We start from the raw sequence: 23,397 nt of genomic DNA, 5'->3' as shown, positions 1-23,397 counted from the left end.
ATCTGAGTCTTATCGGAACATGGTATTGGCGTTTTATGTCGGTTACAGCAAGGCTAAATGTCTAAATTAGTGTATTTGAGTTATTTTGTATTTTTTTATAAACGTTTCTGAATAAAAAGTACCTATGATGGCGGCGAAAGAAATCGTGAATGTCAGTATAAATGGTATAGGTTTGAGGTATTCGTGGCTGAGATAATCTGAGCCAAACTTGTAAGCCAGTATAGCGAGAATGACCAGGAAAAATGATACTTTATTGGTGGTAAAGTATATTGGTATTTCAAATACCAAGAGCTTTTTCCTGCTTTTAAATCTGGCGAAACCGAGGCGGAGATAAATTAGCAAAGAGAAAAGCGCAATGGCTATGACAGAAACAGCATTTGGATACCCGGTTGAATCGCTTATTAATGCATAGCCCATATTCAATGAATAAAGGGCTATTGTCAGCCAGAAGATAATCAAGGGGGCTAAGACAAGACCCATTTATTCCTCCTTAACACCTTGATATAAAACAGAGCTTTGTATCATGAGTTTTGTTTTAACGCCTGCCTGGCGGCTCTATATAGGTGGATATTCGCGCTCCTTGCCAGTGACAGATAGAACCAACTACCTGAGATGACATACCTCCATAGTCCAAGGTATTTATTTCATGCTGAACTTTCTTATCTTGTAAATCGCAATTAAGTTGAATTAATAACTCGGACAGGGGTTTTACAGAGTGCCATATCTTATGGGTGGACCAAAGGTGGTAGAGCTGTTCGTCGCGTTCAACATAAACAGCTTGCCAAACTAGCATATTTTGGCCGAACAAATCCCCCGGTAGGCGTGACTTCACCATCAGCGGTTTGAATGAAAAGCGACCATCGGCATCGGTCGTAGTATGTTCCAGTTGCTCTTTACCTTTTTGGTACCCCTCATAAGAAAGACTGCGGGCTACCTGTATACCTGCCAAGGGGCTACCGTTGTTTGTGATACGACCGCGTACCTCAGGGGACATCTCCACCTCATAACGCTTAAAAATGCCAAACATGGCTTGTACCTCCTGTGGCTGTATTAAGAATGTGAAGAATAAAATAACAGCAATGGCGATAATGAACTGAAATTTGCGGGAATGAAACAATGCACTTATCACAGAGGTTTGCTTTTTGTGGGAAAAGTGCTTAAGCAAAAGAACATCCTCCGATGATGTTATCTGTATGCAAAATCCGTTGCCTATAAAATGAACAGTGTATGAGTTTCCTCCATGTTATTCAAGGAGCTATTACAGTTTGCTTATCGTGAAGTTTGCAATGTGTAAGTACGTACTTGATCCCAAGGGTTATCGCCTGTGTTTTAACACCAACTGTAATAAGGTATTGATAATATCCGATGGCTGCTGGTAGGCAAGTATGGTTTCCCGCATCAGCCTTAAGCCTTCTATCGGTTTGAATACCACATCGGTTTTGCTGATGATTTCCGGGTGGGCGGGCACCAGGGCGCAGCCCAATCCGGCTTGTACCAGGCCGAGGGCATAATCTATGGTTTGGATTTTTGCCCGGGTATCGACGCTGATCCCTTCCAAAGTCAGGGCATCGCTCAGGGTGTCCCATTCGGTGCAGGGAGTACGCTGGATAAAAGGCAGGCCGTCGAGATCCCGTAATTTTATGCTGTCCTGCAGGGATAAAATATGGTTGTAGGGCAGTGCCAGCAGGTAATCTTCCTGCCACAGCGACCAGTGGGTTTCCTGCTCTTTCAGCTCTTCCTTGATAATAATACGGGCATCGCACGGTTCGGTATGAGGCACTAAGGTCAGCTCCACCTGCTGTTCGGCGGAGGTAAAGTCTTTTAACAGCGCGCTCATGCGCTTTACCCCTAGCCCTTTGGTAACACCGAGATAAAAGGGCTGTTTAACGCTGCGCTCGGTAAATACGGTTTTAATGGCATCTGCCTGGCCGATCAGCTGCTTCGCCAGCGGATAGAGTTTATCGCCGCTGTTGGTGGGATTGACGCCGCGGGCATGGCGGTTAAACAGACTGGTATTTAAATGCTGCTCCAGCTGGGCCACGGCCGCAGAAATCGACGGTTGGGCGACATAGCAGGTTTTTGCCGCAGCGCTAAAGCTGCGCTTTTCAAAAACGGCGACAAAATATTGCAGGCTTCTTAAATCCATATAGCTAAGCTCATCTTCTTAAAGAAAATTTTTAAAATTCATGGTCTGACCACTGTCTGTGGCTTTGTTTATCTAGTGTACAGCTAGGTATAGTTTACTCCTATATCTGTTAAAGGAAATAGATATTTTAACTTTGGCTGCCTTTTTATTAGTATCGAAAAGATACGTAATTACTCGATAACTTTAAGGTGCTTTTTCATGTCTAATTCAGTTACACGCCCATCCTTTAACTGGCAAGATCCGCTATTACTTGATTCGCTGCTGAGCGAAGAAGAGCGGATGATCCGCGACAGTGCCCATCAATACTGTCAGGAAAAGTTAATGCCGCGGGTGCTTGAAGCCAACCGCAATGAAACGTTCGATGTCAATATCATGAAAGAGCTGGGCGAGCTGGGGTTATTGGGTTGTACTATCCCGGAAAAATACGGCTGTGCCGGTACCAACTCTGTGGTTTACGGCCTGGTGGCGCGTGAAGTGGAAAGGGTCGACAGCGGTTACCGCAGCGCCATGAGCGTGCAGTCTTCCCTGGTGATGCATCCTATCTATGCCTACGGCAGCGAAGAGCAGAAGATGAAGTATTTGCCTAAGCTGGCGACGGCTGAGCTGATCGGCTGTTTTGGCCTAACCGAGCCGAACTCAGGTTCAGATCCGGCGAGCATGGCAACCAAAGCGGTGGCGGTTGACGGCGGCTACCGTATCAGCGGTACTAAAATGTGGATCACCAACTCACCGATTGCCGATGTTTTCATTGTCTGGGCCAAGCTAGACGGCGTGATCCGCGGCTTTATTTTAGAAAAAGGCATGGAAGGTTTATCTGCGCCGAAAATTGAAGGCAAGTTCTCGTTAAGAGCTTCCATTACCGGTGAAATCGTGATGGACAATGTCTTTGTGCCTGCCGAGCAAATGTTACCCAATGCCAAAGGTTTATCCGGCCCGTTTGGCTGCCTGAATAAGGCCCGTTACGGTATTTCCTGGGGCGCCTTGGGTGCTGCGGAGTTTTGCTGGCATGCCGCCCGCCAATATACTTTAGACCGTGAGCAGTTTGGTAAGCCGTTAGCCTCTACCCAGCTAATCCAGAAGAAACTGGCGGATATGCAAACCGAGATCACTACCGGTTTGTTTGCCTGTCTGCAGGTGGGTCGCTTGATGGATGCCGGTACTTTGGCGCCTGAATCCATTTCTTTAGTCAAACGCAACTCTTGCGGCAAGGCGTTGGATATTGCCCGCACTGCCCGTGATATGCACGGCGGTAACGGTATCAGCGACGAGTTCCATGTGATCCGTCATGTGATGAACCTGGAAGCGGTTAATACCTATGAAGGTACCCACGACGTGCACGCCCTGATCTTGGGCCGGGCACAAACCGGTATTCAGGCTTTTTTCTAAGCCTTATCACCTTCGCCGGGAAGCTGCCTGCTTCCCGGCCTGTCGCAAATCTAGATGCCGGAACCTTACTGATTATTTGGAGCACAAATGTTAGACCGCAACCTGCTGGTAAAAGAGAATTTTGTTAAATTTGTCCGCGAGGGCAAGCTGCCCGAGGCAAGCAGCACACTGACCCCGGAAGATGTTGGCTTAAGCCATGAAGAAGTGATTGATATATTTGAAAGCCAGGTGATGAGCCGGCATTTGGATCTGCAGTCCCGCATCATGCAAAAGCAGGGGCAAAGTTTTTATACCATAGGCAGCGCCGGTCACGAAGGCAATGCCGCTTATGCCAAGGCATTTCGCTCGGATGATATGGCGTTTTTGCATTACCGCAGCGGCGCTTTTGTTATCCAGCGCGGTAAGCAGGTGAAAGGCCAGACGCCGCTTTATGACATGTTGCTCTCGTTTGCCGCTTCAAAAGATGATCCCATTTCCGGTGGCCGCCATAAGGTACTTGGCAGCAAAACCCTGAGCATTCCGCCGCAAACCAGCACGATTGCTTCGCATTTGCCCAAGGCGATGGGGGCGGCCTTTAGTATCGATTTGGCAAAAAGAATGAAGCACGACGGTGAAATGCCCGACGATGGCGTGGTGATTTGTAACTTCGGCGATGCCTCATCGAACCATTCCACCGCGCAGGGGGCAATTAACAGTACCGCCTGGGCGGCTTATCAGTCGATCCCTATGCCGATTGTTTATGTTTGTGAAGACAATGGCATAGGCATTTCCACCTCGACCCCGGAGGGTTGGGTCAAGGCGAATTTCAGCAACCGCGCCGGGTTAACTTATTTGTATTGCGACGGTTTAAACCTGCTCGATACCTATCACACCGCGAAAAAAGCCGAACGGCTGGCGCGTAAATACCGCAAGCCGGTATTTTTACATGTGAAAACCATCCGTTTGCTCGGGCATGCCGGCTCTGATGCGGAATTTGTTTACCGCCCGGTGGCGGAAATTGAAGCCAACGAACAGCAAGATCCGCTGCTGCATAGCGCCCGCATCTTGCTGGAGAACAATATTTTGGATGAAGAGCAGATCATTGCCCTTTATCAGTCGGTAGAAAAACGCATTGCCGCCATCGCCGATGTCGTCGCCACCAAAGACAGGTTGGAGTCGCCGGAAGAGGTGATGGCCAGCATTATCCCGCCTGGCCGTGAGGTGGCAACGGCCAATGTCAGCCAGGCGCAAAGGGAGCAGCTGTTCAGGCATGAAAAGCATAACCTGAGCAAGAAACAGCATTTGGCCAAGTTGATTAACTGGGCCCTGATGGACCTGATGGCCGAGCATGAAAATATCGTTATGTGCGGTGAAGATATCGGCAAAAAAGGCGGTGTTTATAATGTCACCAGTAAGCTGTGTGAAAGGTTTGGCCAGAACCGGGTACTCAATACCCTGCTGGATGAACAATCTATCTTAGGCACGGCCATCGGCCTGGCCCATAACGGTTTCTTGCCTATCCCGGAAATTCAGTTCCTGGCTTATGTGCACAATGCCGAAGATCAGATCCGCGGCGAAGCGGCGACCCTGCCGTTTTTCTCCAACGGCCAGTACAGCAATGGCATGGTGATCCGTATTGCCGGGCTGGCATACCAGAAAGGTTTCGGCGGTCATTTCCATAATGACAATTCTTTTGCCGTGTTCCGGGATATCCCGGGGCTGATCTTGGCCTGTCCGTCAAACGGGGCAGATGCGGTAGAAATGATGCGCGCTTGTGTTCGCCTGGCGCAGGAACAGCAACGCCTGGTGGTGTTCTTAGAACCTATTGCCCTTTATATGACCAAAGATTTGCATGAAGAAGGGGACGGTTTATGGACCTCGGAATATGTCAGCCCGGAACAGGCGACATTAACCTCGGGTGACGACATTAACCAGAAAATCAGCGTTTATGGCGAAGGCAAAGACCTGTGCATCATCAGTTACGGCAACGGTTATTACCTGTCGCGTCAGGCGGAGAAAATTCTGACGGAGCAGGGCATTCATTGCACCGTGATTGATTTACGTTGGCTGGCGCCGCTGGATGAAAAAGGCATAGTGAAACAGGTACGCGGTTTTGACAATGTCTTGATTGTTGATGAATGCCGTAAAACAGGCTCTGTCAGCGAGGCGCTGATGACCTTGATCCAGGAAGCACAGTCGGCGGGAAAACCGCAAAAACGTGTGCGCCGCATTACCGCCGAAGACTGTTTTATTCCTTTGGGGGCTGCCGCTTACCAGGTACTGCCGTCAAACAATGAAATTGTTGAAACGGCAAAAGAAATGCTCTCGGGTATCACCATAGATCCCGTGGTTGTTTTACATCATGACAACATCGAAAAAGTTTAAGCGGAAGTGTGATATGAGCTCAACGGATATAAACAAAAATAAAAAACGCGCCGTGGTGATCTGCCCCGGGCGCGGTACCTACAACAAAGAAGAACTGGGTTACCTGAAACGCTTGCACAGCGATAAAACCGAGCTGGTGGAAGTGATAGACCACTACCGGGCGGGGCAGGGGCAAACAGCCATCAGCGAACTCGACGACATGGACAAATACAGCATGCGCCTGCACACCGCGGGTGAAAATGCTTCTGCATTGATTTATGCCTGCGCCGCCGCCGACTATCAAAGCATAGACCGCGATGAATACGATATTGTTGCCGTTACCGGAAACTCTATGGGCTGGTACATTGCCCTGGCGGTTGCCGGGGCCCTTAAACCGGCCGCGGCGATTGAGCTGATCAATACCATGGGCTCTATGATGACCGACGGCGTGATCGGCGGTCAGATGATCTATCCGGTGATCAACGACGACTGGCAGCAGCAGGATGATATCAAAAAGCAGGTGCTGGCATGGCTGGATGAGGTCAACCAATTGCCGGACGCCGAAGTACATATCTCGATTGAACTTGGCGGCTACCTGGTTTTTGGCGGCAATAAAGCAGGCCTGGCGGCATTGGAGCAGAAGCTGCCTGTGGTACAGGACAGATACCCGATGAACCTGTTTAACCATGCTGCTTTCCACACCCCGTTATTACAGGGCACCTCGGAAAAAGCCAAGTCCTTATTGGCCAAGTCATTATTTGATAAGCCGCAAGTACCGCTCATCGACGGTGAAGGTCAGATATGGCAGCCTTATGGCGCAGATCTTGATGCTCTTTATGATTATACCCTGGGCACCCAGGTGGTTGCGCCTTATAATTTCAGCAAGGCAGTTGAGGTGGCGATTAAAGAATATGCCCCGGACAAGCTGATTATCCTGGGGCCGGGAGCTACTTTGGGCGGTGCGGTAGCCCAATGTCTGATCCGCCATCAATGGCTGGGTATGCAGACTAAGGCTGATTTTATCAGCCAGCAAAAACAAGAGCCGTTTATCCTGTCGATGGGGCTCGAAGAGCAGCGTAAACTGGTGCTGCCCTAGTTAGTTATTTAAAGTGCAAACTTATTAGCAGGAGGCATTTGCCTCCTGCTTTGTTTTTGGCATAAGCTAATAGCATTGCATCACCCCGGCATCTGTTGTTACACTCGCCGGATCACTGTTGTTGAGAAAAACTGTTGAGATAAAAAAGGATCTTTGTCGGCATCTCACCCTAAAGCGAACCGAGTAGTAGTATGACCCTGAAAACGAATAAAAATGACTCTGAATTAATCCTTGCCTTTAAACGCTTGCTAAGGGATCAGTGTTACGGCTCTCAGGGGCAGTTGGCGGATGCGCTGGCAGAACTGGGGTTTGAAAATCTGTCCCAGGCAAAAATTTCCCGGCTGTTGGCGAAACTCGGCGCGGTAAAATCCCGCAATACCTCAGATCAAACCGTTTATATCTTGCCGGAAGAGCTGGTGATCCCCAGATCTAAACATGCCATCCAGTCGGTGGTGTTGGGGGTTAAGCATAACAATATGCAGATTATCTTAAAAACCGGCATCGGCGGTGCGCCTTTGATTGCCCGTATGCTCGACAGCATGGGGGAAGCGGCCGGTATTTTAGGAACTTTGGCCGGTGATGACACCATTTTTATTGCGCCGACCGATGTTACTAAAATTGATGAAATTGCCGACTCTATCCGTAAATTACTGGATGTCGGTAATAGCTAAACTTTTTCTCTCCTTAATCCATTCCCGCTTATCTTTCCGGTTTACTTGCTGATAAGGCTCTAGATATAAGGGAGCGGCAACGGGCTTTTGTCATATTCTCTTACCTTTTAGATTGTGCCTTATTTCTCAGGCATGCTTAAATATTAATGATAAATATAAAATAAACATAAAAATAACTTTTTAGGAACAAATCATGAAAAAGCAACTCTTGGGGGCGTCGGTTGTTTTACTGCTAAGCGCGTGCCAGTCAAACTCTATTTCCTCATCAAGCAATGTCGAAAACGCTTCAGCCACGGCTTTAGCCGGTGCAACTCAGGCTAAACAAAGTGAAGCCCAGCGCCTTAATATCTTATTAGATCAATACTTTAAAGAGGTGATGGTGCTTAATCCGATATATGCGACTTTTGTCGGTGAAAATGCCTATAATGATAAATTTCCCGCCCCGCTCACCGCCGAAAACCGGGCAAAGGAGCTGGCATTTGAGAAAAAGTACCTGAAAGCTATCAAGGAAATAGATGAGAGCAAACTCGAAGGACAGGATTTATTAAGTTATAAAATCTTTAAGCAAGACCGGGTAATGGCCATTCGCGGCACCCGTTTTGGCCAACATATGCTGCCCTTCAACCAGATGTACGGCATCCATAACTTCTTTGCCACCTTAGGTTCGGGAGCCAGTGCCCAGCCGTTTAATACCGCAAAAGATTATTATAACTTCGAGCAGCGCGCCAAAGGCTTTGCCCTGTTTATGGACAGCACTATTGAAGTCATGCGTGAAGGTATTGAAAAAAATGTGGTATTGCCTAAGGCGATTATTGAAAAAGTGATCCCTCAGCTGCAAGCCCATGTGGTTGACGATGTTAAAAGCAGTGTTTTTTATGGCCCGCTGACCATGCTCGAGCAAAACGAAAAAATCAGCGCCTCGGAAAAAGCAAAAATTATTGCCAGCTATTCCAAGGTGATAGAGCAGGTGATTATCCCCACCTATAAGAAAACCCTGGCATTTGTCACCGATGAGTATCAGCAGCATGGCCGGGATTCGGTGGGCTTGTCGGCCTTGCCTAAAGGCAAAGCCTGGTATGAGCATCAGATTGCCGAAAATACCACCTTGGCGTTAACGGCAGACGAAATTCATCAGTACGGTCAGCAGGAAGTGGCGCGTATTCTCGGTGAGATGAAAAAAGTAAAAGAAACCGTGGGCTTTAACGGCAGCTTGCCTGAGTTCTTTACTTTCCTTAAAGAAGACGAGCAATTCTATTTTTCCTCCGAGCAGGAAGTGGTAGATGCTTATGAAACGGTTAAGGCCGACATCAACAGCCGGGTCGGCCAGTTGTTTGAAGTGTTCCCTAAAGCCGATTATGAAGTGCGTCCGGTGGAAGCCTTCCGCGCCGCCTCTTCTGCCGGCGCCAGTTACCAGAGCCCGGCGCCTGACGGTTCGCGTCCGGGGATCTTCTATATCAATACCCATGATTTAAAAGCTCAGCCTAAATTTATTATGGAAACCCTGAGCATCCATGAAGCTGCCCCGGGACACCATTTCCAGATTGCTATCCAGCAGGAAGTAGAAGGGTTGGCAAAATTCAGAAGATTTGGCGGCTATACCGTATTTGCCGAAGGCTGGGCCCTGTATGCGGAAAGCCTGGGTAAAGAAATGGGCTTGTTTACCGATCCCTACCAGTGGTACGGGCGTCTGGCTGATGAACAGCTCAGGGCGATGCGCTTAGTCGTAGATACCGGCTTGCACGCCAAGGGCTGGAGCCGTCAGCAGGCAATAGACTTTATGACCGCCAATTCATCTATGGCGGCCAGTGATGTTGAATCTGAAGTAGAGCGTTATATCTCTATTCCCGGTCAGGCGTTGGCCTATAAAATCGGCCAGCGTGCTATCCGCGACATGAGAACAAAAGCGGAAGCGGCTTTAGGGGATAAGTTCGATATCCGTAAATTCCATACCCAGATTCTCATTGACGGTGCTTTGCCTATGCCGATTTTACAGGCCAAGGTAGAGCAATGGGTGGAAGCGCAGAAAAAAGCTTAATGTAAATTTATTCACATGGCTTAATGAGAGAAGTACGCCTGGTTTTTCCGGGCGTACTTTTTTTATACATGGAAGTATTTCAGCTTATATGCTCCCGGCATAAGCGAAGTACTTGCATCCTGCAAGCAATCCTGCGGGTTCATGGATGAACAGGAGCAGGGGACAGCCAGCTAACTTTTGTCCGGATAACCGGTTGAGCCCCTTGGCTGTTTTAAAGCTAACAGCTTATTTTCAATCAGATTGTGCAAGCATTGTGGAAAGATTGAGGAAATCCGATGACTTGCCTGTTATCTGCCGCCGGCAATGCTAGTGTTAGCAAATTCGGGATCCTCAGCTGCCGTATAAAGTCGGCGCCAATGAAGTGTTATGAGTTTTAGTATACGTTCAAAATTATTTGCCACCTTGCTGGCGGCCACCGGCGGGGTGGTGTTATGCATGTATCTTGTGATGCAGTGGAGCTTTGATCAGGGGTTTTTAAACTATGTCGACCAGCAGGAAAGCCGGCTGCATCAGGAGTTTAGTGAGCAGCTGGCCCGGGAGTGGCAAAAAGAGCAGAGTTGGCAGTATATCAGCAGTCATCGCAGCTATTGGTTTGAACTTATGCAGCCTGTCCGGGGAGTGCCCGTCCCCATGGGGAAGCCCCCGGGGCACAGGCCTTTTGAGATAGCGCCTGAGGGAGAAAATCGTTTGAAGTCGCCAGGCCCGGTACCGGGAGCCGGAAAGGGCGGGCATCCCGGACATGAACCGTCTTATCTGCTTGATGAAAATAAAAACATATTGCATGGGCCCCCCGGGGAGGTGAGTGAGCTTAAGTTGCACCCCATTATTGCCGGCGATCAAACCGTGGGTTACCTGGGGCAGATAAAGCATCAGCCCCAATTGGATAAGCTGGATCTGCAATTCATCCGCCAGCAAAGCCATACCTTTATTTTGGTGGCTGTGATCATGGTCATCATTTCATTGCTGGCGGTGCTGCCTGTTGCCACTTATTTGGTTAAGCCGATAAACGAACTCACTCGGGGAACCCTTAACTTGATTGCCGGTAAATATCAAACCGCCATTCCAGTGAGCAGTCAAGATGAATTGGGGCTGTTGTCGGTCAACTTTAATACCCTGGCTCACACCCTGCAAGAAAATGAACAGGCCCGCCGGCAATGGGTGGCGGATATCTCCCATGAGTTACGCACGCCGCTGGCGATATTAAAAGGTGAGATAGAAGCGATCCAGGACGGTATACGCCAGTCCACGCCGGAGGCAATTGCCTCCTTGCACGGTGAAGTTGAGCATCTGAACTTCTTGCTCAGGGACCTCTACGAGTTGTCGATGTCGGATATCGGCGGGCTTAATTATCTGAAACAGCCACTAAACCCCGAGGTGATCCTCGAAACCACCCTGGCAGGGTTTCGTCATGACTTTACCCGCAAAGGCATAGAAGTCAGCTTTGATTCCGGTGCCGGTACTTGCCTGGTGTTGGCGGATGCTGACCGGCTGAAACAGTTGTTTTCTAATGTCTTGAAGAACACCCTAGATTATACCGATAACCCGGGGAAACTACAGATAGCAAGTCATAGCGACGGGCAAAATTTGTTGCTGGATTTTAAAGACTCATCTCCCGGGGTGGGTATTGATGAGCTGGATAAGATTTTCGAACGTTTATACCGGGTGGACGCTTCCCGTAGCCGCAGAACCGGCGGTGCCGGTTTAGGCTTGTCTATTTGCCACAATATTGTCAAAGCTCATGCCGGTACTATCCGGGCGAAAGCTTCAACAATGGGGGGCTTATGGCTGATCATTAAAATCCCGCTTTTTAATAAACAGTTTAAAAGAGAATTTGATGGTGTTGGTGGTCAAGGTCTTAAGGCCTCATGTCCCGGAAAAGAGTAACAGCAAATGAAGCAGAAGATATTGATTGTTGAGGATGAAGTGAAACTGGCAAGGTTAATGTCGGATTACTTGTTACAGGCGGGTTTTGATACTGAGCTGCTGGAAAATGGTTTAGAAGTTGTCGACTGGGTAAAGCAGTATCCGGTGGATTTTATTTTGCTTGATTTAATGTTGCCGGGTAAAGACGGCATAGAGATATGCAAGGAGATCCGGTTATTTTCCCAGGTGCCTATTATTATGATGACGGCGCGGATTGAGGAAATCGACCGCTTATTGGGGCTGGAATTGGGGGCCGATGATTATATCTGTAAACCTTATAGCCCGAGAGAGGTATTGGCCAGGATCCGCGCGGTAGGGCGGCGCTGTGCCGGTGACCGTCGGCTCGTCCGGGAGCCGGTCATCGCGCTTTATGATGAAAGCTATACGGCGATGATTAAAGGAGAAAAAGTAGCCCTGACCCAGGTGGAATTCCAGCTATTTAAAATTTTGCTGGCTCAGCCGGACAAAGTATTCACCCGGGAGCAGTTGATGGCGCAGGTATATGATGATCACCGCATTGTCAGCGAGCGTACCATAGATTGCCATATTAAAAAAATACGTAAAAAACTGGCGATATTATTACCCGGGGCCGAAGTGATCCAGGCGGTTTATGGTGTCGGCTATAAGGTTGAAATTTGCTGAGAGCTGGCTTGGTGAGTGTCTGTTGCCACCGGCGCATTTTTACAATTAAGCGGCCTGTCTCCTTTGATGACTCCCTTGTTCAATAAATGCAAATAACAAAAAGTAAAGCAAGTGATTACTTCTGGTTAACCCCTTGCCCGGCAAGAGTTTGTTATTGTTGGATTACTGCTATACTTGACTAAATAGGTCGGATACTTTAATTGTGCCTTATGGTTTAAATAAAGGGGCCAAGCCTTAATTTATTTATGCCAATATTAGCCGTATTATCCGAATCCGTTGGGGATCATTCTCGGGAAAAACGTGTAATGATCGGGCTCTATCAATAGGAGTTAAATATGTTAAGACATTATTATATCACTGATGATCTTGATGATTTGGAGTTAGTTGAGCAAGAACTGGAAGCAGAAGGCATCACAGAACCTCAGATTCATATTTTGAGCGAGAATGATACGGAAGTGGAAAACCATCATTTACATGAAGTGGAAGCCGTTTTAAAACAAGATGTCGTGCATTCAACCGAAGTGGGTGCCATGGTTGGCGTAGTAGGCGCAGCGCTAACTTTATTGGTTTCTTATCTTATGGGATGGACAGAAAGTTCAGCTGGTTGGTTACCCGTGATATTTCTGGCAATCATAGTGCTAGGCTTTTGTACCTGGGAAGGCGGCTTTATCGGTATCCAGAAACCTAACGTAAATTTTGAACGTTTTCAGGAGCTATTACATAAAGGCAAACATATTCTGTTTGTCGATGTCGATGCCAACCAGGAGCAGGCGTTCAGTAAAGTGATTAAAGCGCATCCTGCACTGGAAGCTGCCGGTACCGGGGCAGCCACCCCAAGATGGGTGGTGCGGGGGCAGGATAAATTCCGCAGTTTTATGAAAACCATGCCTTAGTCTGCAGGCGGTTCAGGCGACACCGGCGGCATGACTGGCTTCATGCCGCTGTCCTTTCTTCTATATCACTTCGTTTTTTTTGTTTTTATAAGCTCTTAATTAATACCTTGTTTTTCCGGTTGATTCTGGAACATTCATTTTTTTGGTCTATGTTAATAGTAGTTAGATAAAAATAAATTCCGGATAAACACGCGGTCAACTTAACTCAATAAACATCAGCTATTTACCATATGTTTTGTTGGTTTCTCCTGCTGCCGGCCGATTGCTTTTTCACTGTATTTTCCTGAGCAAAGTGAAGAACTAAGGGGCGGCAGAAACAAGGTTTTTTATCTCTGTTTGGCTTAAAGGCTTTTGGGGAGCAGAATATATGCTGGTAGCAATTGTCATTATAATCCTGGTGGTGGCTTCGTTGGTTTTTCACTTTGCCAGTCCCTGGTGGTTTACGCCACTGGCGTCCAACTGGAGCTCGATAGATGACACTATTAATATTACCTTTTGGGTAACCGGCATTGTTTTTGTGCTGGTTAACTGTTTTCTCGCCTATGCGGTGTTCCGCTACCGTTTTAACAAAAATAAACGTGCTGATTATGAACCTGAAAATAAAAAGCTGGAAACCTGGCTGACGCTGATCACTACCATAGGGGTTGCGGCTATGCTGGCGCCGGGATTATTTGTTTGGGGACAGTTTGTCAATGTGCCCGAAGATGCCGATGTCTTTGAAGCGGTAGGCCAGCAATGGCACTGGAGTTATCGCCTGCCCGGGAAAGACGGGATTTTGGGGCAGACGGCGGTTGAGCTGATCAGCGAGAAAAACCCCTTTGGTATCAATCCAGAAGATGCCAATGCCCTGGATGATATTTTAATTTTCAGTAACGAAATGCATGTGCCGATAGATCAACCGGTTAAAGTGCTGATGCGCTCAAAAGATGTTTTGCATAATTTTGCCGTGCCCCAGTTTCGGGTGAAAATGGATTTGGTGCCGGGCCTGGTCAGTTATTTATGGTTTACGCCGACTAAGTTGGGACGCTATGAAATACTGTGTGAAGAGCTCTGCGGCATGGCGCATTATACCATGCGCGGCCATATCGTCGTCGACAGCAGGCAGTCCTATGATCTCTGGTTGGCAAAGCAGACGACTTTTGCCCAAACCCTGCAACCTCCCGAATATGATCTTGTTAAAGGAAAAACACTCTTTGCCGCTTGTAGCGCCTGCCACGGTAGTAACGGCGAAGGCAATGAAGCCATGAATGCCCCCCAACTTGCAAGTCAGCCTGCCTGGTATATGAAACGTCAGCTGAAATATTATCAGCAGGGGATCCGGGGCAGCCACAAAAACGATCAATTCGGGCAACAAATGGCGGCGATGTCGGCGACCTTAGCCGACGATAAGGCGATTGATGATGTGCTTGCCTATATTGCCACCTTGCCGGAGCAAGCGGCAAAAGCCGGTGCCGGCGGAAATTTGGCTAAGGGGAAGATTTTGTATCGCAATTGCTCCTACTGCCATGGCGATAACGGCGAAGGAAAATTTGCCCTCAATGCTCCTAAGCTGACGGGCTTGCAACCCTGGTACCTGAAAAGGCAGCTGAGCAACTACCAGCAAAGCATCCGGGGCGCACATCGAAAAGATTTATACGGCAGCCAGATGATACTGATGTCCAGGCTGTTGCAAAACGAACAGGCGGTGGATGATGTGGTGGCCTATATCGGTTCGCTTGCGCCCGGTGGGGCATTAACCTCAAATTTGCCGGGTAAAGGGCGTGCGCTGCAGCCGGAAACAGCATCGGCAGGAGAATAATGCCCTTGCCGATATGCATTAGCACCGACAGAAAGTTGAAGGAGCAAACGGATGTTTGCTATCCGAATACGCGATGACCTGGTTGTTCGCACAATAATAATGAGATTGAAGGTGAGATAAATGACTTCTTATACCGCAATTGCCGATCAAGTTGATGATTCTCCCCATCCCGGGAGCTTTTTTACCAAGTATATCTGGAGTCAGGATCATAAAGTGATCGCAATTCAGTATTCCATCACCGCCATCGGCGTTGGCCTGGTGGCTCTGGTGTTGTCGGGGCTGATGCGGTTGCAGCTAGGTTTTCCCGATAGCTTTTCCTTTATCGATCCCTCGGCTTATCTGCAATTCGTGACTATGCACGGCATGATCATGGTGATTTACCTGCTCACGGCATTGTTGCTCGGGGGATTTGGCAACTACCTGATCCCGCTGATGGTGGGCGCCAGGGACATGGTGTTTCCTTTTCTCAATATGCTCAGTTACTGGACCTATTTACTGGCGGTGCTGGTGCTGCTGGCCAGCTTTTTTGTTACCGGCGGGCCCACGGGGGCCGGTTGGACCTTATATCCGCCGCAGACGATATTGCCCGGCACCCCGGGTAATGACGGCGGTATTATTTTAATGCTGGCCTCGCTGGCGATTTTTATTATCGCCTTTACCATGGGGGGCTTAAATTATGTCACCACCATTTTGCAGGCCAGGGCCAGGGGCATGACCCTGATGCGGATGCCGCTGACCATCTGGGGAATTTTTATTGCGACGATTTTGGGCTTGCTGGCGTTCCCCGCTTTGCTGGTGAGTGCCATTATGATGGTGCTGGATAAAGTCATCGGCACCAGCTTCTTTATGCCTGCGGTGTTATCCCTGGGGGAAACTCTGGATTATACCGGCGGCAGCCCTGTGCTGTTCCAGCACCTGTTCTGGTTCTTTGGCCATCCCGAAGTGTATATTGTTGCCCTGCCGGCTTTTGGTATGGTCTCCGATGTCTTGGCCACCCACGCCAGAAAGAATATTTTTGGCTACCGCATGATGGTATGGGCAATAGTGGCCATCGGCGGCCTGAGTTTTATCGTCTGGGCCCATCATATGTATGTCAGCGGTATGAATCCCTATTTTGGCTTTTTCTTTGCCACCACCACTTTGATTATTGCCGTGCCGACGGCATTGAAAGTCTATAACTGGGTGCTGACCCTGTGGCGGGGCAATATCCATATGACGGTGCCCATGATGTTCGCCATCGGCTTTATTTTTACCTTTACCCATGGCGGCCTTACCGGGCTCTTTCTCGGTAATGTCGTGGTGGACTTACCCCTGTCGGATACTTATTTTGTCGTCGCGCACTTCCATATGGTGATGGGCGTTTCGCCGATCATGGTGCTATTTGCCGCTATCTACCACTGGTATCCGAAAATCACCGGACGATTCTTGCATACAGGTTTAGGTAAGGCTCACTTCTGGTTTACCTTTTTAGGCACCTATGCCATTTATTTACCTATGCATTACCTGGGATTTCTCGGCGTGCCCAGGCGTTATTTTGCCATGGGACCGACGGAATTTATTCCCGACTCGGCCCAGGTGCTAAATGCCAATATTACCATTTCTGCGATTATTGTCGGCGTGGTGCAGTTGATCTTTATCTATAACGTTATCTGGAGTGCCTTTAAAGGGAAAAAAGCCGGTGACAATCCCTGGAATGCCACGACTTTGGAGTGGCAAACGCAAACCACACCACCCGGACACGGTAACTGGGGGGAAAACTTACCTGTGGTTTACCGCTGGGCTTATGACTATAGCGTACCGGGCGTCAAGGCGGATTTTATTCCGCAAAATATGCCGGAAAGTGAAGTGGAAAAACTGGCAACAGAGCAGGATTTGCCCCGGGGGAGTAATGTGGTGCCCCTGAAAGAAAAGCCGGCGGAGGATAAGTCATGAGTATTTTCAGTAAACTTGCTGAAAAACCCTGGTTGTCGGCAGAAGAGTCGGGTCTTGCCGTTGATGGCGTACCGGCTTATGCGCCATCGGGATTTCCGGCAAAAACCGCCCTGAAGTTCTTTATTGCCGTGGTTTCTGTCTTGTTTTTTCTTTTTACTATTACCTACTTATCCCGCTCCCAATATCCTGATTTCCAGGCGCTGGCGGGGGAGCCCTGGTTACCCCTGACCCATTCCGTGCAGTTATGGCTTAACAGCGGCTTTTTACTGTTGGCGAGTATTTTTTTACAGCTCTCAAGCAAAGATGCCAATAAGGCGGTAAGACCCACAGGGGAAGCCCGGGAAATCAATGCTTTGTTGATTTACCTGGTGCTGGCGGTGATTTTTTCCATCGCTTTTGTGTTTGGCCAATACCTGGTGTGGCAGCAGCTGAGCCGACAGGGTTTTTTAATTTATAGCAATCCCGCCAACAGCTACTTTTATATGTTAACGGCGGTGCACGGTATTCATTTACTCGGCGGCTTGCTGGCGCTGGTACGGGTATTGGTGCATTTTTATCGCAAAAGCGAGCTGGCGTTGCTCAGGCGCAGCCTGGGGCTGTGTGCTTTTTACTGGCATTACCTGTTTTTATTATGGCTGTTTTTGTTTGCCCTGTTAACGGCGAGCCCGGATACCTATAACACGATTGCTGCTTTTTGTGGCTTTTAGGAGCTGGAGAATGATGAAAGAGAATATACCGCCAACAGAAAACACAAATACACAAGAGAAAAACGAGGATAACTGGCAGGGAGTTGTCAGGGACTGGTCGGCGGATAAACAAACCTTCGATATGCCCTGGGGCAAATTGATGATGTGGATCTTTCTGCTCAGCGATACTTTCATCTTCAGTATTTTTCTCACCGCCTATATGAATGTGCGCATGTCCGCCATGGACAGCTGGCCCAACTCCAGCGAAGTGTTTGCCCTGACCATAGCCGGACATCATATCCCTTTGGTGTTGATCGCCATTATGACCTTTGTATTGATCACCAGCAGCGGCACTATGGCGATGGCGGTAAATTATGCCTACCGGGGCGATAAAAAGAAAACCGTTTATTTTATGGCGGCCACCGCCTTGTTGGGGGCCTTGTTTGTCGGCATGCAGGCCTTTGAATGGACTAAGCTTATTGTTGATGAAGGCATCAGGCCCTGGGGCAATCCCATGGGGGCGGCGCAGTTTGGCGCGGCGTTTTTTATGATCACCGGCTTTCACGGCATGCATGTCAGCGCCGGGGTGATCTACCTGGCGGTGATCGCCAGAAAGGTGGCCCGCGGAGATTATGAAAAAAAAGGCTACCATATCGTCGAAATTACCGGTTTGTACTGGCATTTTGTTGATCTGGTATGGGTGTTTATTTTTGCCTTTTTCTATTTATGGTGAGGTAAAGTATGAGTCAGTCGAATGTACAAGCACAGGCACAAGCAGGGGTTAAGCAGCACCCCATCAGCTTGTACCTGAAAGTCTGGGTATTACTTTTTGTGCTCAGCACCCTGTCGTATATGGTGGATTATTTCCAGTTGCAGGGGATGCTCAGGTGGTCGTTAATTTTAATTTTTATGTTTTTAAAAGCGGGTTTTATCCTGGCTATTTTCATGCACGTTGCCTGGGAGCGGATAGCGTTAAAGCTGGTGCTGTTTTTACCGCCGCTGGCGATCTTGGTGTTGATAGTGCTGATGGCCATTGAAGGGGATTACACTTTTATCAACCGCTTATTGTCGTTTATTTCTTCTTAAGGTTATGGCGGTGCAACGCTCAAAACATGCCATTAACCGGAGTGTCAGGACCAAGCTGAACATGAGCTTGGCGATTGTCTGCGGCTTTTTATTTGCCCTGATCTGGCTGTTATTTTATCTGCCGGAGACGATTTCTTCTCTTAGTCATTCGTTGTTAAATTATACCCGGCCGCTTGATGACAAGCTGGCGGCTTCGCCGTTAAGCAAGGCCCGGCTCAGCAGAGGCACCAAGTTAACTTCAGGCCTTAACATGGCGTCTTTTCAGTTAAGGGATCACCATAACCAGGTCTTTAACAATCAGGCATTAAAGGGGAGGTGGCATTTGATGTCCTATGGCTACACCTCCTGTCCGGATGTTTGCCCCAATACCTTGCTGCTGTTGTCCCAACTGGAAAATAAACTGAACACAGGCGATAAGCACCCGGATCTGCATTTTTTGTTTTATACCATAGATCCTGCCCGGGACAGTGCTGAGAAACTGGCATTATATGTTGCCTATTTCAGTGAAAATTTAACGGGGATCAGGGCGGAAGAAAAAGCCCGGGCAAGAGCTTTTGAACAGGACTTAGGCATTAAGGCGCAGGTGAATAATGATAACGGCGACTACCAGGTCAGCCATGGCGGTGCTTTATATCTCATTAATCCGCACGGGCAGTTACAGGCGGTATTTCAGCCGCTGAAAGATCCTTTTGGCAACCTGGCATTTGACATCGATGTCCTGTACCGGGACTATCTCTGGATCCGCGACAACCTCGGCTAATATTCTTTTACAAAGCACCTCATCCAAAACCGTCACTTCATGGTATTCTAGCGCTTTATTTTTGTTGAGATTTTAAGATGACAGAGCCTAAGTTAAGTCGTTGGCAGTTATTACGAGATATAGGCATTTTTCAGGTGAAACTGGCACTCGATGCCATACGGGATCTCTTGCTTAGTCCTGTGTCTATCGTCAGCGCCGTGATTGATCTGATAAAAGGGCATCAATATCCACACAGTTATTTTTACAAGGTGATGAGGCTGGGAAGAAAAACCGATCACTGGCTAAACTTATTCGGCGCGGCCGAGCTTGAGAATAAACCGGTAAAAGAGGAGTTGTCCAAAGATGCCGAGGTTTGTTCTTTAAATAACACCCCGGAACCGGGGCGTAATCTGGATGATTTATTTTGCCAGGTGGAAGCCTTGCTTAAAGAGCAGCATGATAGGGGGGGATTAACGGCCACGGCTAAAGCCTCGATTGATCGCTGCTTAGATAAAATAATCACGAAAAGTGAAAGCAAGCCTAGTGTCACTGACGATTGAATAAGTTGATGTGGGATGTTCTTTGATGTGAACTTGCCTGAGGTACGCAAAGCTTTTACAACAATATGCCGCAGCTTTTTTGTCTGTATTGGGCAGGCTAAAGATTGCCTTGTTGTTAATATTCGCTACACTAGCGCCACTGTTTATAAATGAATATTGTTATGACCGATTCTTTTGCTTATTCCACCACCTTTAAATTAGATAAAAGCCACTTTAGCGAGTGTTATCAGGAGTCCGTTGTGCCGGATTATTCGCTGCGGGCGTACAGTAAAGCAATTTTTCTGGCGTTGATGGGGTTGGGATTATCACTTTTCACCGAGATAGACCAATATGCCGCCTGGTTTCTGATTGGTCTCGGTGTGGTTGAAGCGCTAAGTGTGAAATATCAAAAGCCCTGGTGGCTGGCGCGGCAGATGCTCAGCCGCAGCGCCAATAGCCAGGTCACCTTAACCATAGACGGGCAGGGCATAAGATCTAAATCGGTTTATGTCGATGCCCTGATCAGCTGGGGGGATATTAACCAGGTTAGCCCTACCGGGCAGGGGTTATTGGTAATACATAAAGGGGGCAGGAGTTATATTTCCAGCCGCTGTCTGTCCGAAGAGGCAACCGGCTTTATTCATAGGCAGCTTGATGGCGCCGGGCAAAATGATGATACAGATCAGTAAAGTGAGCGAAAGTTTCACTTAAATGAGAACGGTTCTCAAAAACCTTGACAGCTTAGTGGTACTTCATTAGGCTGGCGATTATTATTAAAATCGTTTTATGTACGCGATTTTTAACTTTTTTATACAGGTTCCTTATGTTCGCAAATACCTTAAAAAAAATGAGTTTATTACTGGCGGTGGCAATGCCGTTTTTGGCCGCTGCCGCTGAAGAAGTCAATGTTTACTCTTACCGCCAGCCATTTTTAGTAAAACCCCTGTTTGATAAATTTACCGAGCAAACCGGGGTGAAAGTGAATGTCGTGTTTGCCAAAAAAGGCATGGCAGAGCGCTTGTCCCGTGAAGGCAAACACAGCCCGGCGGATGTACTGCTGACCACAGATATCAGCCGTTTGATTGAATTGCAGGACAAACAGCTGCTGCAACCGGTGGATTCAAAAGCCCTGGTTGATGCTATTCCTGCCCGCTACCGTGCATCCGATAATACCTGGTACGGATTAACTACCCGGGTGAGAAACATTTATAGCGCCAAACGTTTAGGTGATGTCGATTTTACCTATGAAGAACTGGCGGATCCCAAATGGAAAGGGCGAATTTGCACCCGCAGCGGCAAACATCCCTACAATGTTGCTTTAGTCGCCGCTATGGTGGCCGAGCATGGCGAAGCCGAAACTTTAACCTGGCTTGAGGGAGTCAAAGCTAATCTGGCTCGTAAACCACAGGGCAGTGACCGTGCCCAGGTACAGGCCATCCACCAGGGCTTATGTGATCTTTCTTTAGGCAATAGCTATTACTTTGGCAAAATGCTGAAAGACGACAAGCAAAAAGTCTGGGCCGATGCCGTTAATATCAATTTCCCCAACCAGCAAACCCGTGGTGCCCATGTCAATATCTCGGGTGTAGCTATGGCTAAATATGCGCCTCATGCGAAAAATGCCAAGGCGCTGATGGAATTTTTAGCCTCCAAGCAGGCCCAGGCCATGTATGCCGAAACCAATATGGAATATCCGGTACGTGTTGGCGTCAAAGTTTCCAAGCTGGTTGCCTCCTGGGGTGACTTTAAAGCAGATCATCTGCCGTTGGAAACCATAGCCGCCAACCGCAAAACTGCTTTGGTGCTATTGGATAAAGTCCAGTTTGATTTGTGATTTCGGGCAATAACAGTAAAACCTGGTTAACCACAACCTGGTTGTCGGCACTGGCGCTTTTGGCGCCGGTGCTGGTGATGTTGCTGGCGGGCATAGGTGCGCCGGCAGATCTTTTTGTTCATTTGTGGCAAACGGTATTACCTGACTATATCATCAATACCTTGCTGCTCGGCGCCCTGGTGGTGCTGCTTTCCCTGTGTTTTGGCGTACCGGCGGCGATCATTATCGCCCAGACCAATGTCCTGGGAAAAAAATACCTGCGCTGGCTGCTGTTATTACCTCTGGCCATGCCCGCCTACCTGGTGGCCTATCTTTATACCGACTTGTTTGATTATGCCGGACCGGTGCAGCGCTTTTTAAGGGCCAGTTTTGGCTGGAGTAGCCCGGCGGATTATTGGTTTTTTGATCTGCGTACCTTACCCGGTGCGGCGGTGATCCTCTCCCTGGTATTATTTCCTTATGTTTATATGCTGGCACGCACCGCGTTTGAACAGCAAGATCAGAATTTATTGCGCGCCGGCCGCCTGCTGGGACTTTCTACCCGGCAGAGTTTTTTTAAAATAGCCCTGCCGCTGGCTCGGCCTGCGATTGCCGTGGCCGCCAGTTTAGTTTTGATGGAAACCCTGGCGGACTTTGCCACGGTACAGTATTTTGCCGTCAATACCCTGACCACGGCCATTTATGATACCTGGCTCGGTTACGGGGATTTAACCTCTGCCAATGCCCTGGCCAGTGTGCTGATGCTGTTTATTCTCTTTACTGTGGTGGCCGAGCAAAAGAGCCGTGCCGGTCAGCGCCATCAGAGCAACCGCCCCAATAAACAAACCGAAGTGATGGTGTTAACTCCCTGGCAGCAAGCCGGCGCCGGAATTTTTTGCTGGTTTTTGGTGCTGGCGGGTTTTGTCTTGCCCTTGGGTTTATTGCTGCAGATGGCATATGAATACAGTGGCGCCGAGCAGTTATCGCAATTGATGGTGACCGGTAAAAACAGTTTGGAAGTGGCGGTATATGCCGCTACCCTGACGGTGCTGCTGGCCTTATTGTTTGGCTTATACCGCCGCCTGCACCGGGATAAGTTTGCCCATGTGCCGCAGGTGATTTCCGGTTTTGGCTATGCCATTCCCGGTACCGTGATCGCCATGGCGATGCTGGCAACTTTCGGGCCGCTGGATCACTGGATTAACGACCTGGCGGAAATGTTTGGTTGGCAAAGTCCGGGGCTGGTGCTTTCCGGCTCTATTTTTGTCATCGTTTTTGCCTTTATTGTCCGCTTTGCCGCCATCGCCAACGGCACTATCGCCAGCGGTATCGGGCAAATTCCCCATTCCCTGGATCTGGCCCCTGCCAGCCTGGGGGTCGGTTTGAACAAGATGTTGCTTAAGGTGCATTTACCCTTGCTGAAACCTTCGTTGTTGGTGGCCTGGCTGTTGGTGTTTGTCGAAGCCATGAAAGAATTGCCCGCGGTATTGCTGCTCAGGCCCTTTAACTTTGAAACCCTGAGCACCCAGGTATACCAGCTTATTTCGGATGAAATGTTAGAGCAGGGGGCTTTAGGGGCAATATTAATCGTGTTATTCGGTTTATTGCCGATCATCTGGCTGAACCGGACCAAACCGAGCTAAGCCCTAGTCAATCGCACTAAAGTGTA

At 48.6% G+C, this 23,397-nt stretch carries 21 protein-coding genes; 18 read left to right on the top strand and 3 right to left on the bottom strand.

Annotated features, from left to right (window positions below):
* Nucleotides 1-66 precede the first annotated feature (66 nt).
* From SG35_RS25105 to SG35_RS25095, 3 genes are all read right to left on the bottom strand, one after another.
* Nucleotides 67-480: a hypothetical protein gene (locus SG35_RS25105; RefSeq protein ID WP_044835903.1), complete on the bottom strand. Its 414-nt coding sequence runs from the start codon at nucleotides 478-480 to the stop codon at nucleotides 67-69.
* A gap of 55 nt (nucleotides 481-535) precedes the next feature.
* The gene (locus SG35_RS25100; protein WP_152646825.1) at nucleotides 536-1,165 is read right to left on the bottom strand and encodes a DUF6795 domain-containing protein; all 630 of its coding nucleotides are present in this window, start codon (nucleotides 1,163-1,165) and stop codon (nucleotides 536-538) included.
* Nucleotides 1,166-1,315: 150 nt separating this feature from the next.
* Nucleotides 1,316-2,146: a LysR family transcriptional regulator gene (locus SG35_RS25095; RefSeq protein WP_044835904.1), complete on the bottom strand. Its 831-nt coding sequence runs from the start codon at nucleotides 2,144-2,146 to the stop codon at nucleotides 1,316-1,318.
* 198 nt (nucleotides 2,147-2,344) lie between these two features.
* Between SG35_RS25095 and SG35_RS25090 the strand changes: the two genes are divergently transcribed.
* The 18 genes from SG35_RS25090 (at nucleotide 2,345) to SG35_RS25005 (ending at nucleotide 23,371) form a co-directional block, all read left to right on the top strand.
* Nucleotides 2,345-3,532 (top strand): acyl-CoA dehydrogenase, encoded by a 1,188-nt coding sequence (locus SG35_RS25090; protein ID WP_044835905.1) that lies wholly within the window; start codon nucleotides 2,345-2,347, stop codon nucleotides 3,530-3,532.
* A gap of 87 nt (nucleotides 3,533-3,619) precedes the next feature.
* Nucleotides 3,620-5,896, top strand: coding sequence for a dehydrogenase E1 component subunit alpha/beta (locus tag SG35_RS25085; protein ID WP_044835906.1), 2,277 nt, complete (start codon nucleotides 3,620-3,622; stop codon nucleotides 5,894-5,896).
* Nucleotides 5,897-5,909: 13 nt separating this feature from the next.
* Nucleotides 5,910-6,971, top strand: coding sequence for an ACP S-malonyltransferase (locus SG35_RS25080; protein ID WP_044835907.1), 1,062 nt, complete (start codon nucleotides 5,910-5,912; stop codon nucleotides 6,969-6,971).
* 191 nt (nucleotides 6,972-7,162) lie between these two features.
* Nucleotides 7,163-7,642, top strand: coding sequence for a transcriptional regulator ArgR (gene argR, locus SG35_RS25075; protein WP_044835908.1), 480 nt, complete (start codon nucleotides 7,163-7,165; stop codon nucleotides 7,640-7,642).
* Nucleotides 7,643-7,835: 193 nt separating this feature from the next.
* Nucleotides 7,836-9,677 (top strand): DUF885 domain-containing protein, encoded by a 1,842-nt coding sequence (locus SG35_RS25070; protein ID WP_044835909.1) that lies wholly within the window; start codon nucleotides 7,836-7,838, stop codon nucleotides 9,675-9,677.
* 366 nt (nucleotides 9,678-10,043) lie between these two features.
* Nucleotides 10,044-11,561: an ATP-binding protein gene (locus SG35_RS25065; RefSeq protein WP_053043436.1), complete on the top strand. Its 1,518-nt coding sequence runs from the start codon at nucleotides 10,044-10,046 to the stop codon at nucleotides 11,559-11,561.
* A 6-nt stretch (nucleotides 11,562-11,567) separates the two neighbouring features.
* Entirely contained in the window at nucleotides 11,568-12,242 is a 675-nt protein-coding gene (locus SG35_RS25060; RefSeq protein WP_044835910.1) for a response regulator, read from the top strand.
* A 335-nt stretch (nucleotides 12,243-12,577) separates the two neighbouring features.
* On the top strand, nucleotides 12,578-13,135 hold the full coding sequence (locus SG35_RS25055; protein ID WP_044835911.1) for a hypothetical protein: 558 nt from the start codon (nucleotides 12,578-12,580) through the stop codon (nucleotides 13,133-13,135).
* A gap of 367 nt (nucleotides 13,136-13,502) precedes the next feature.
* Nucleotides 13,503-14,933: a c-type cytochrome gene (locus tag SG35_RS25050; RefSeq protein ID WP_044835912.1), complete on the top strand. Its 1,431-nt coding sequence runs from the start codon at nucleotides 13,503-13,505 to the stop codon at nucleotides 14,931-14,933.
* A 120-nt stretch (nucleotides 14,934-15,053) separates the two neighbouring features.
* Nucleotides 15,054-16,865 (top strand): cytochrome c oxidase subunit I, encoded by a 1,812-nt coding sequence (locus SG35_RS25045; protein ID WP_044835913.1) that lies wholly within the window; start codon nucleotides 15,054-15,056, stop codon nucleotides 16,863-16,865.
* Nucleotides 16,862-17,572, top strand: coding sequence for a cytochrome c oxidase subunit 3 (locus SG35_RS25040; protein WP_044835914.1), 711 nt, complete (start codon nucleotides 16,862-16,864; stop codon nucleotides 17,570-17,572). Before SG35_RS25045 ends, SG35_RS25040 begins: the two co-directional genes overlap by 4 nt.
* Nucleotides 17,573-17,585: 13 nt before the next feature.
* Nucleotides 17,586-18,284 carry a heme-copper oxidase subunit III family protein gene (locus tag SG35_RS25035; protein WP_044835952.1) on the top strand — a complete coding sequence of 233 codons (699 nt, stop codon included), beginning with the start codon at nucleotides 17,586-17,588 and terminating at the stop codon, nucleotides 18,282-18,284.
* An 8-nt stretch (nucleotides 18,285-18,292) separates the two neighbouring features.
* Complete coding sequence (locus SG35_RS25030) at nucleotides 18,293-18,637, top strand: cytochrome C oxidase subunit IV family protein (RefSeq protein ID WP_044835915.1); 345 nt, start codon at nucleotides 18,293-18,295, stop codon at nucleotides 18,635-18,637.
* Between the two features lie 10 nt (nucleotides 18,638-18,647).
* Nucleotides 18,648-19,397: an SCO family protein gene (locus SG35_RS25025; RefSeq protein ID WP_160298403.1), complete on the top strand. Its 750-nt coding sequence runs from the start codon at nucleotides 18,648-18,650 to the stop codon at nucleotides 19,395-19,397.
* 77 nt (nucleotides 19,398-19,474) lie between these two features.
* Nucleotides 19,475-19,936 (top strand): hypothetical protein, encoded by a 462-nt coding sequence (locus SG35_RS25020; RefSeq protein ID WP_053043438.1) that lies wholly within the window; start codon nucleotides 19,475-19,477, stop codon nucleotides 19,934-19,936.
* Between the two features lie 161 nt (nucleotides 19,937-20,097).
* Nucleotides 20,098-20,604, top strand: a complete 507-nt coding sequence (locus SG35_RS25015; RefSeq protein ID WP_044835955.1) for a YcxB family protein — start codon at nucleotides 20,098-20,100, stop codon at nucleotides 20,602-20,604.
* Between the two features lie 134 nt (nucleotides 20,605-20,738).
* Nucleotides 20,739-21,749, top strand: a complete 1,011-nt coding sequence (locus tag SG35_RS25010; RefSeq protein WP_084693007.1) for a Fe(3+) ABC transporter substrate-binding protein — start codon at nucleotides 20,739-20,741, stop codon at nucleotides 21,747-21,749.
* Complete coding sequence (locus SG35_RS25005) at nucleotides 21,746-23,371, top strand: ABC transporter permease (protein ID WP_044835916.1); 1,626 nt, start codon at nucleotides 21,746-21,748, stop codon at nucleotides 23,369-23,371. The genes SG35_RS25010 and SG35_RS25005 overlap by 4 nt, the downstream gene beginning before the upstream one ends.
* The last annotated feature ends 26 nt before the right edge of the window (nucleotides 23,372-23,397 follow it).

Source organism: Thalassomonas actiniarum (assembly GCF_000948975.2).
Classification (GTDB): domain Bacteria; phylum Pseudomonadota; class Gammaproteobacteria; order Enterobacterales; family Alteromonadaceae; genus Thalassomonas; species Thalassomonas actiniarum.
This window is presented reverse-complemented; position numbering and strand designations above follow the sequence as displayed.

Coding starts and splice junctions, on each gene's coding strand:
- SG35_RS25095 (WP_044835904.1), bottom strand. CDS start 2,146: ATGGATTTAAGAAGCCTGCAATATTTTGTCGCCGTTTTTGAAAAGCGC.
- SG35_RS25105 (WP_044835903.1), bottom strand. CDS start 480: ATGGGTCTTGTCTTAGCCCCCTTGATTATCTTCTGGCTGACAATAGCC.
- SG35_RS25055 (WP_044835911.1), top strand. CDS start 12,578: ATGTTAAGACATTATTATATCACTGATGATCTTGATGATTTGGAGTTA.
- SG35_RS25090 (WP_044835905.1), top strand. CDS start 2,345: ATGTCTAATTCAGTTACACGCCCATCCTTTAACTGGCAAGATCCGCTA.
- SG35_RS25020 (WP_053043438.1), top strand. CDS start 19,475: ATGACAGAGCCTAAGTTAAGTCGTTGGCAGTTATTACGAGATATAGGC.
- SG35_RS25080 (WP_044835907.1), top strand. CDS start 5,910: ATGAGCTCAACGGATATAAACAAAAATAAAAAACGCGCCGTGGTGATC.
- SG35_RS25015 (WP_044835955.1), top strand. CDS start 20,098: ATGACCGATTCTTTTGCTTATTCCACCACCTTTAAATTAGATAAAAGC.
- SG35_RS25070 (WP_044835909.1), top strand. CDS start 7,836: ATGAAAAAGCAACTCTTGGGGGCGTCGGTTGTTTTACTGCTAAGCGCG.
- SG35_RS25040 (WP_044835914.1), top strand. CDS start 16,862: ATGAGTATTTTCAGTAAACTTGCTGAAAAACCCTGGTTGTCGGCAGAA.
- argR (WP_044835908.1), top strand. CDS start 7,163: ATGACCCTGAAAACGAATAAAAATGACTCTGAATTAATCCTTGCCTTT.
- SG35_RS25010 (WP_084693007.1), top strand. CDS start 20,739: ATGTTCGCAAATACCTTAAAAAAAATGAGTTTATTACTGGCGGTGGCA.
- SG35_RS25035 (WP_044835952.1), top strand. CDS start 17,586: ATGAAAGAGAATATACCGCCAACAGAAAACACAAATACACAAGAGAAA.
- SG35_RS25065 (WP_053043436.1), top strand. CDS start 10,044: ATGAGTTTTAGTATACGTTCAAAATTATTTGCCACCTTGCTGGCGGCC.
- SG35_RS25030 (WP_044835915.1), top strand. CDS start 18,293: ATGAGTCAGTCGAATGTACAAGCACAGGCACAAGCAGGGGTTAAGCAG.
- SG35_RS25050 (WP_044835912.1), top strand. CDS start 13,503: ATGCTGGTAGCAATTGTCATTATAATCCTGGTGGTGGCTTCGTTGGTT.
- SG35_RS25045 (WP_044835913.1), top strand. CDS start 15,054: ATGACTTCTTATACCGCAATTGCCGATCAAGTTGATGATTCTCCCCAT.
- SG35_RS25085 (WP_044835906.1), top strand. CDS start 3,620: ATGTTAGACCGCAACCTGCTGGTAAAAGAGAATTTTGTTAAATTTGTC.
- SG35_RS25060 (WP_044835910.1), top strand. CDS start 11,568: ATGAAGCAGAAGATATTGATTGTTGAGGATGAAGTGAAACTGGCAAGG.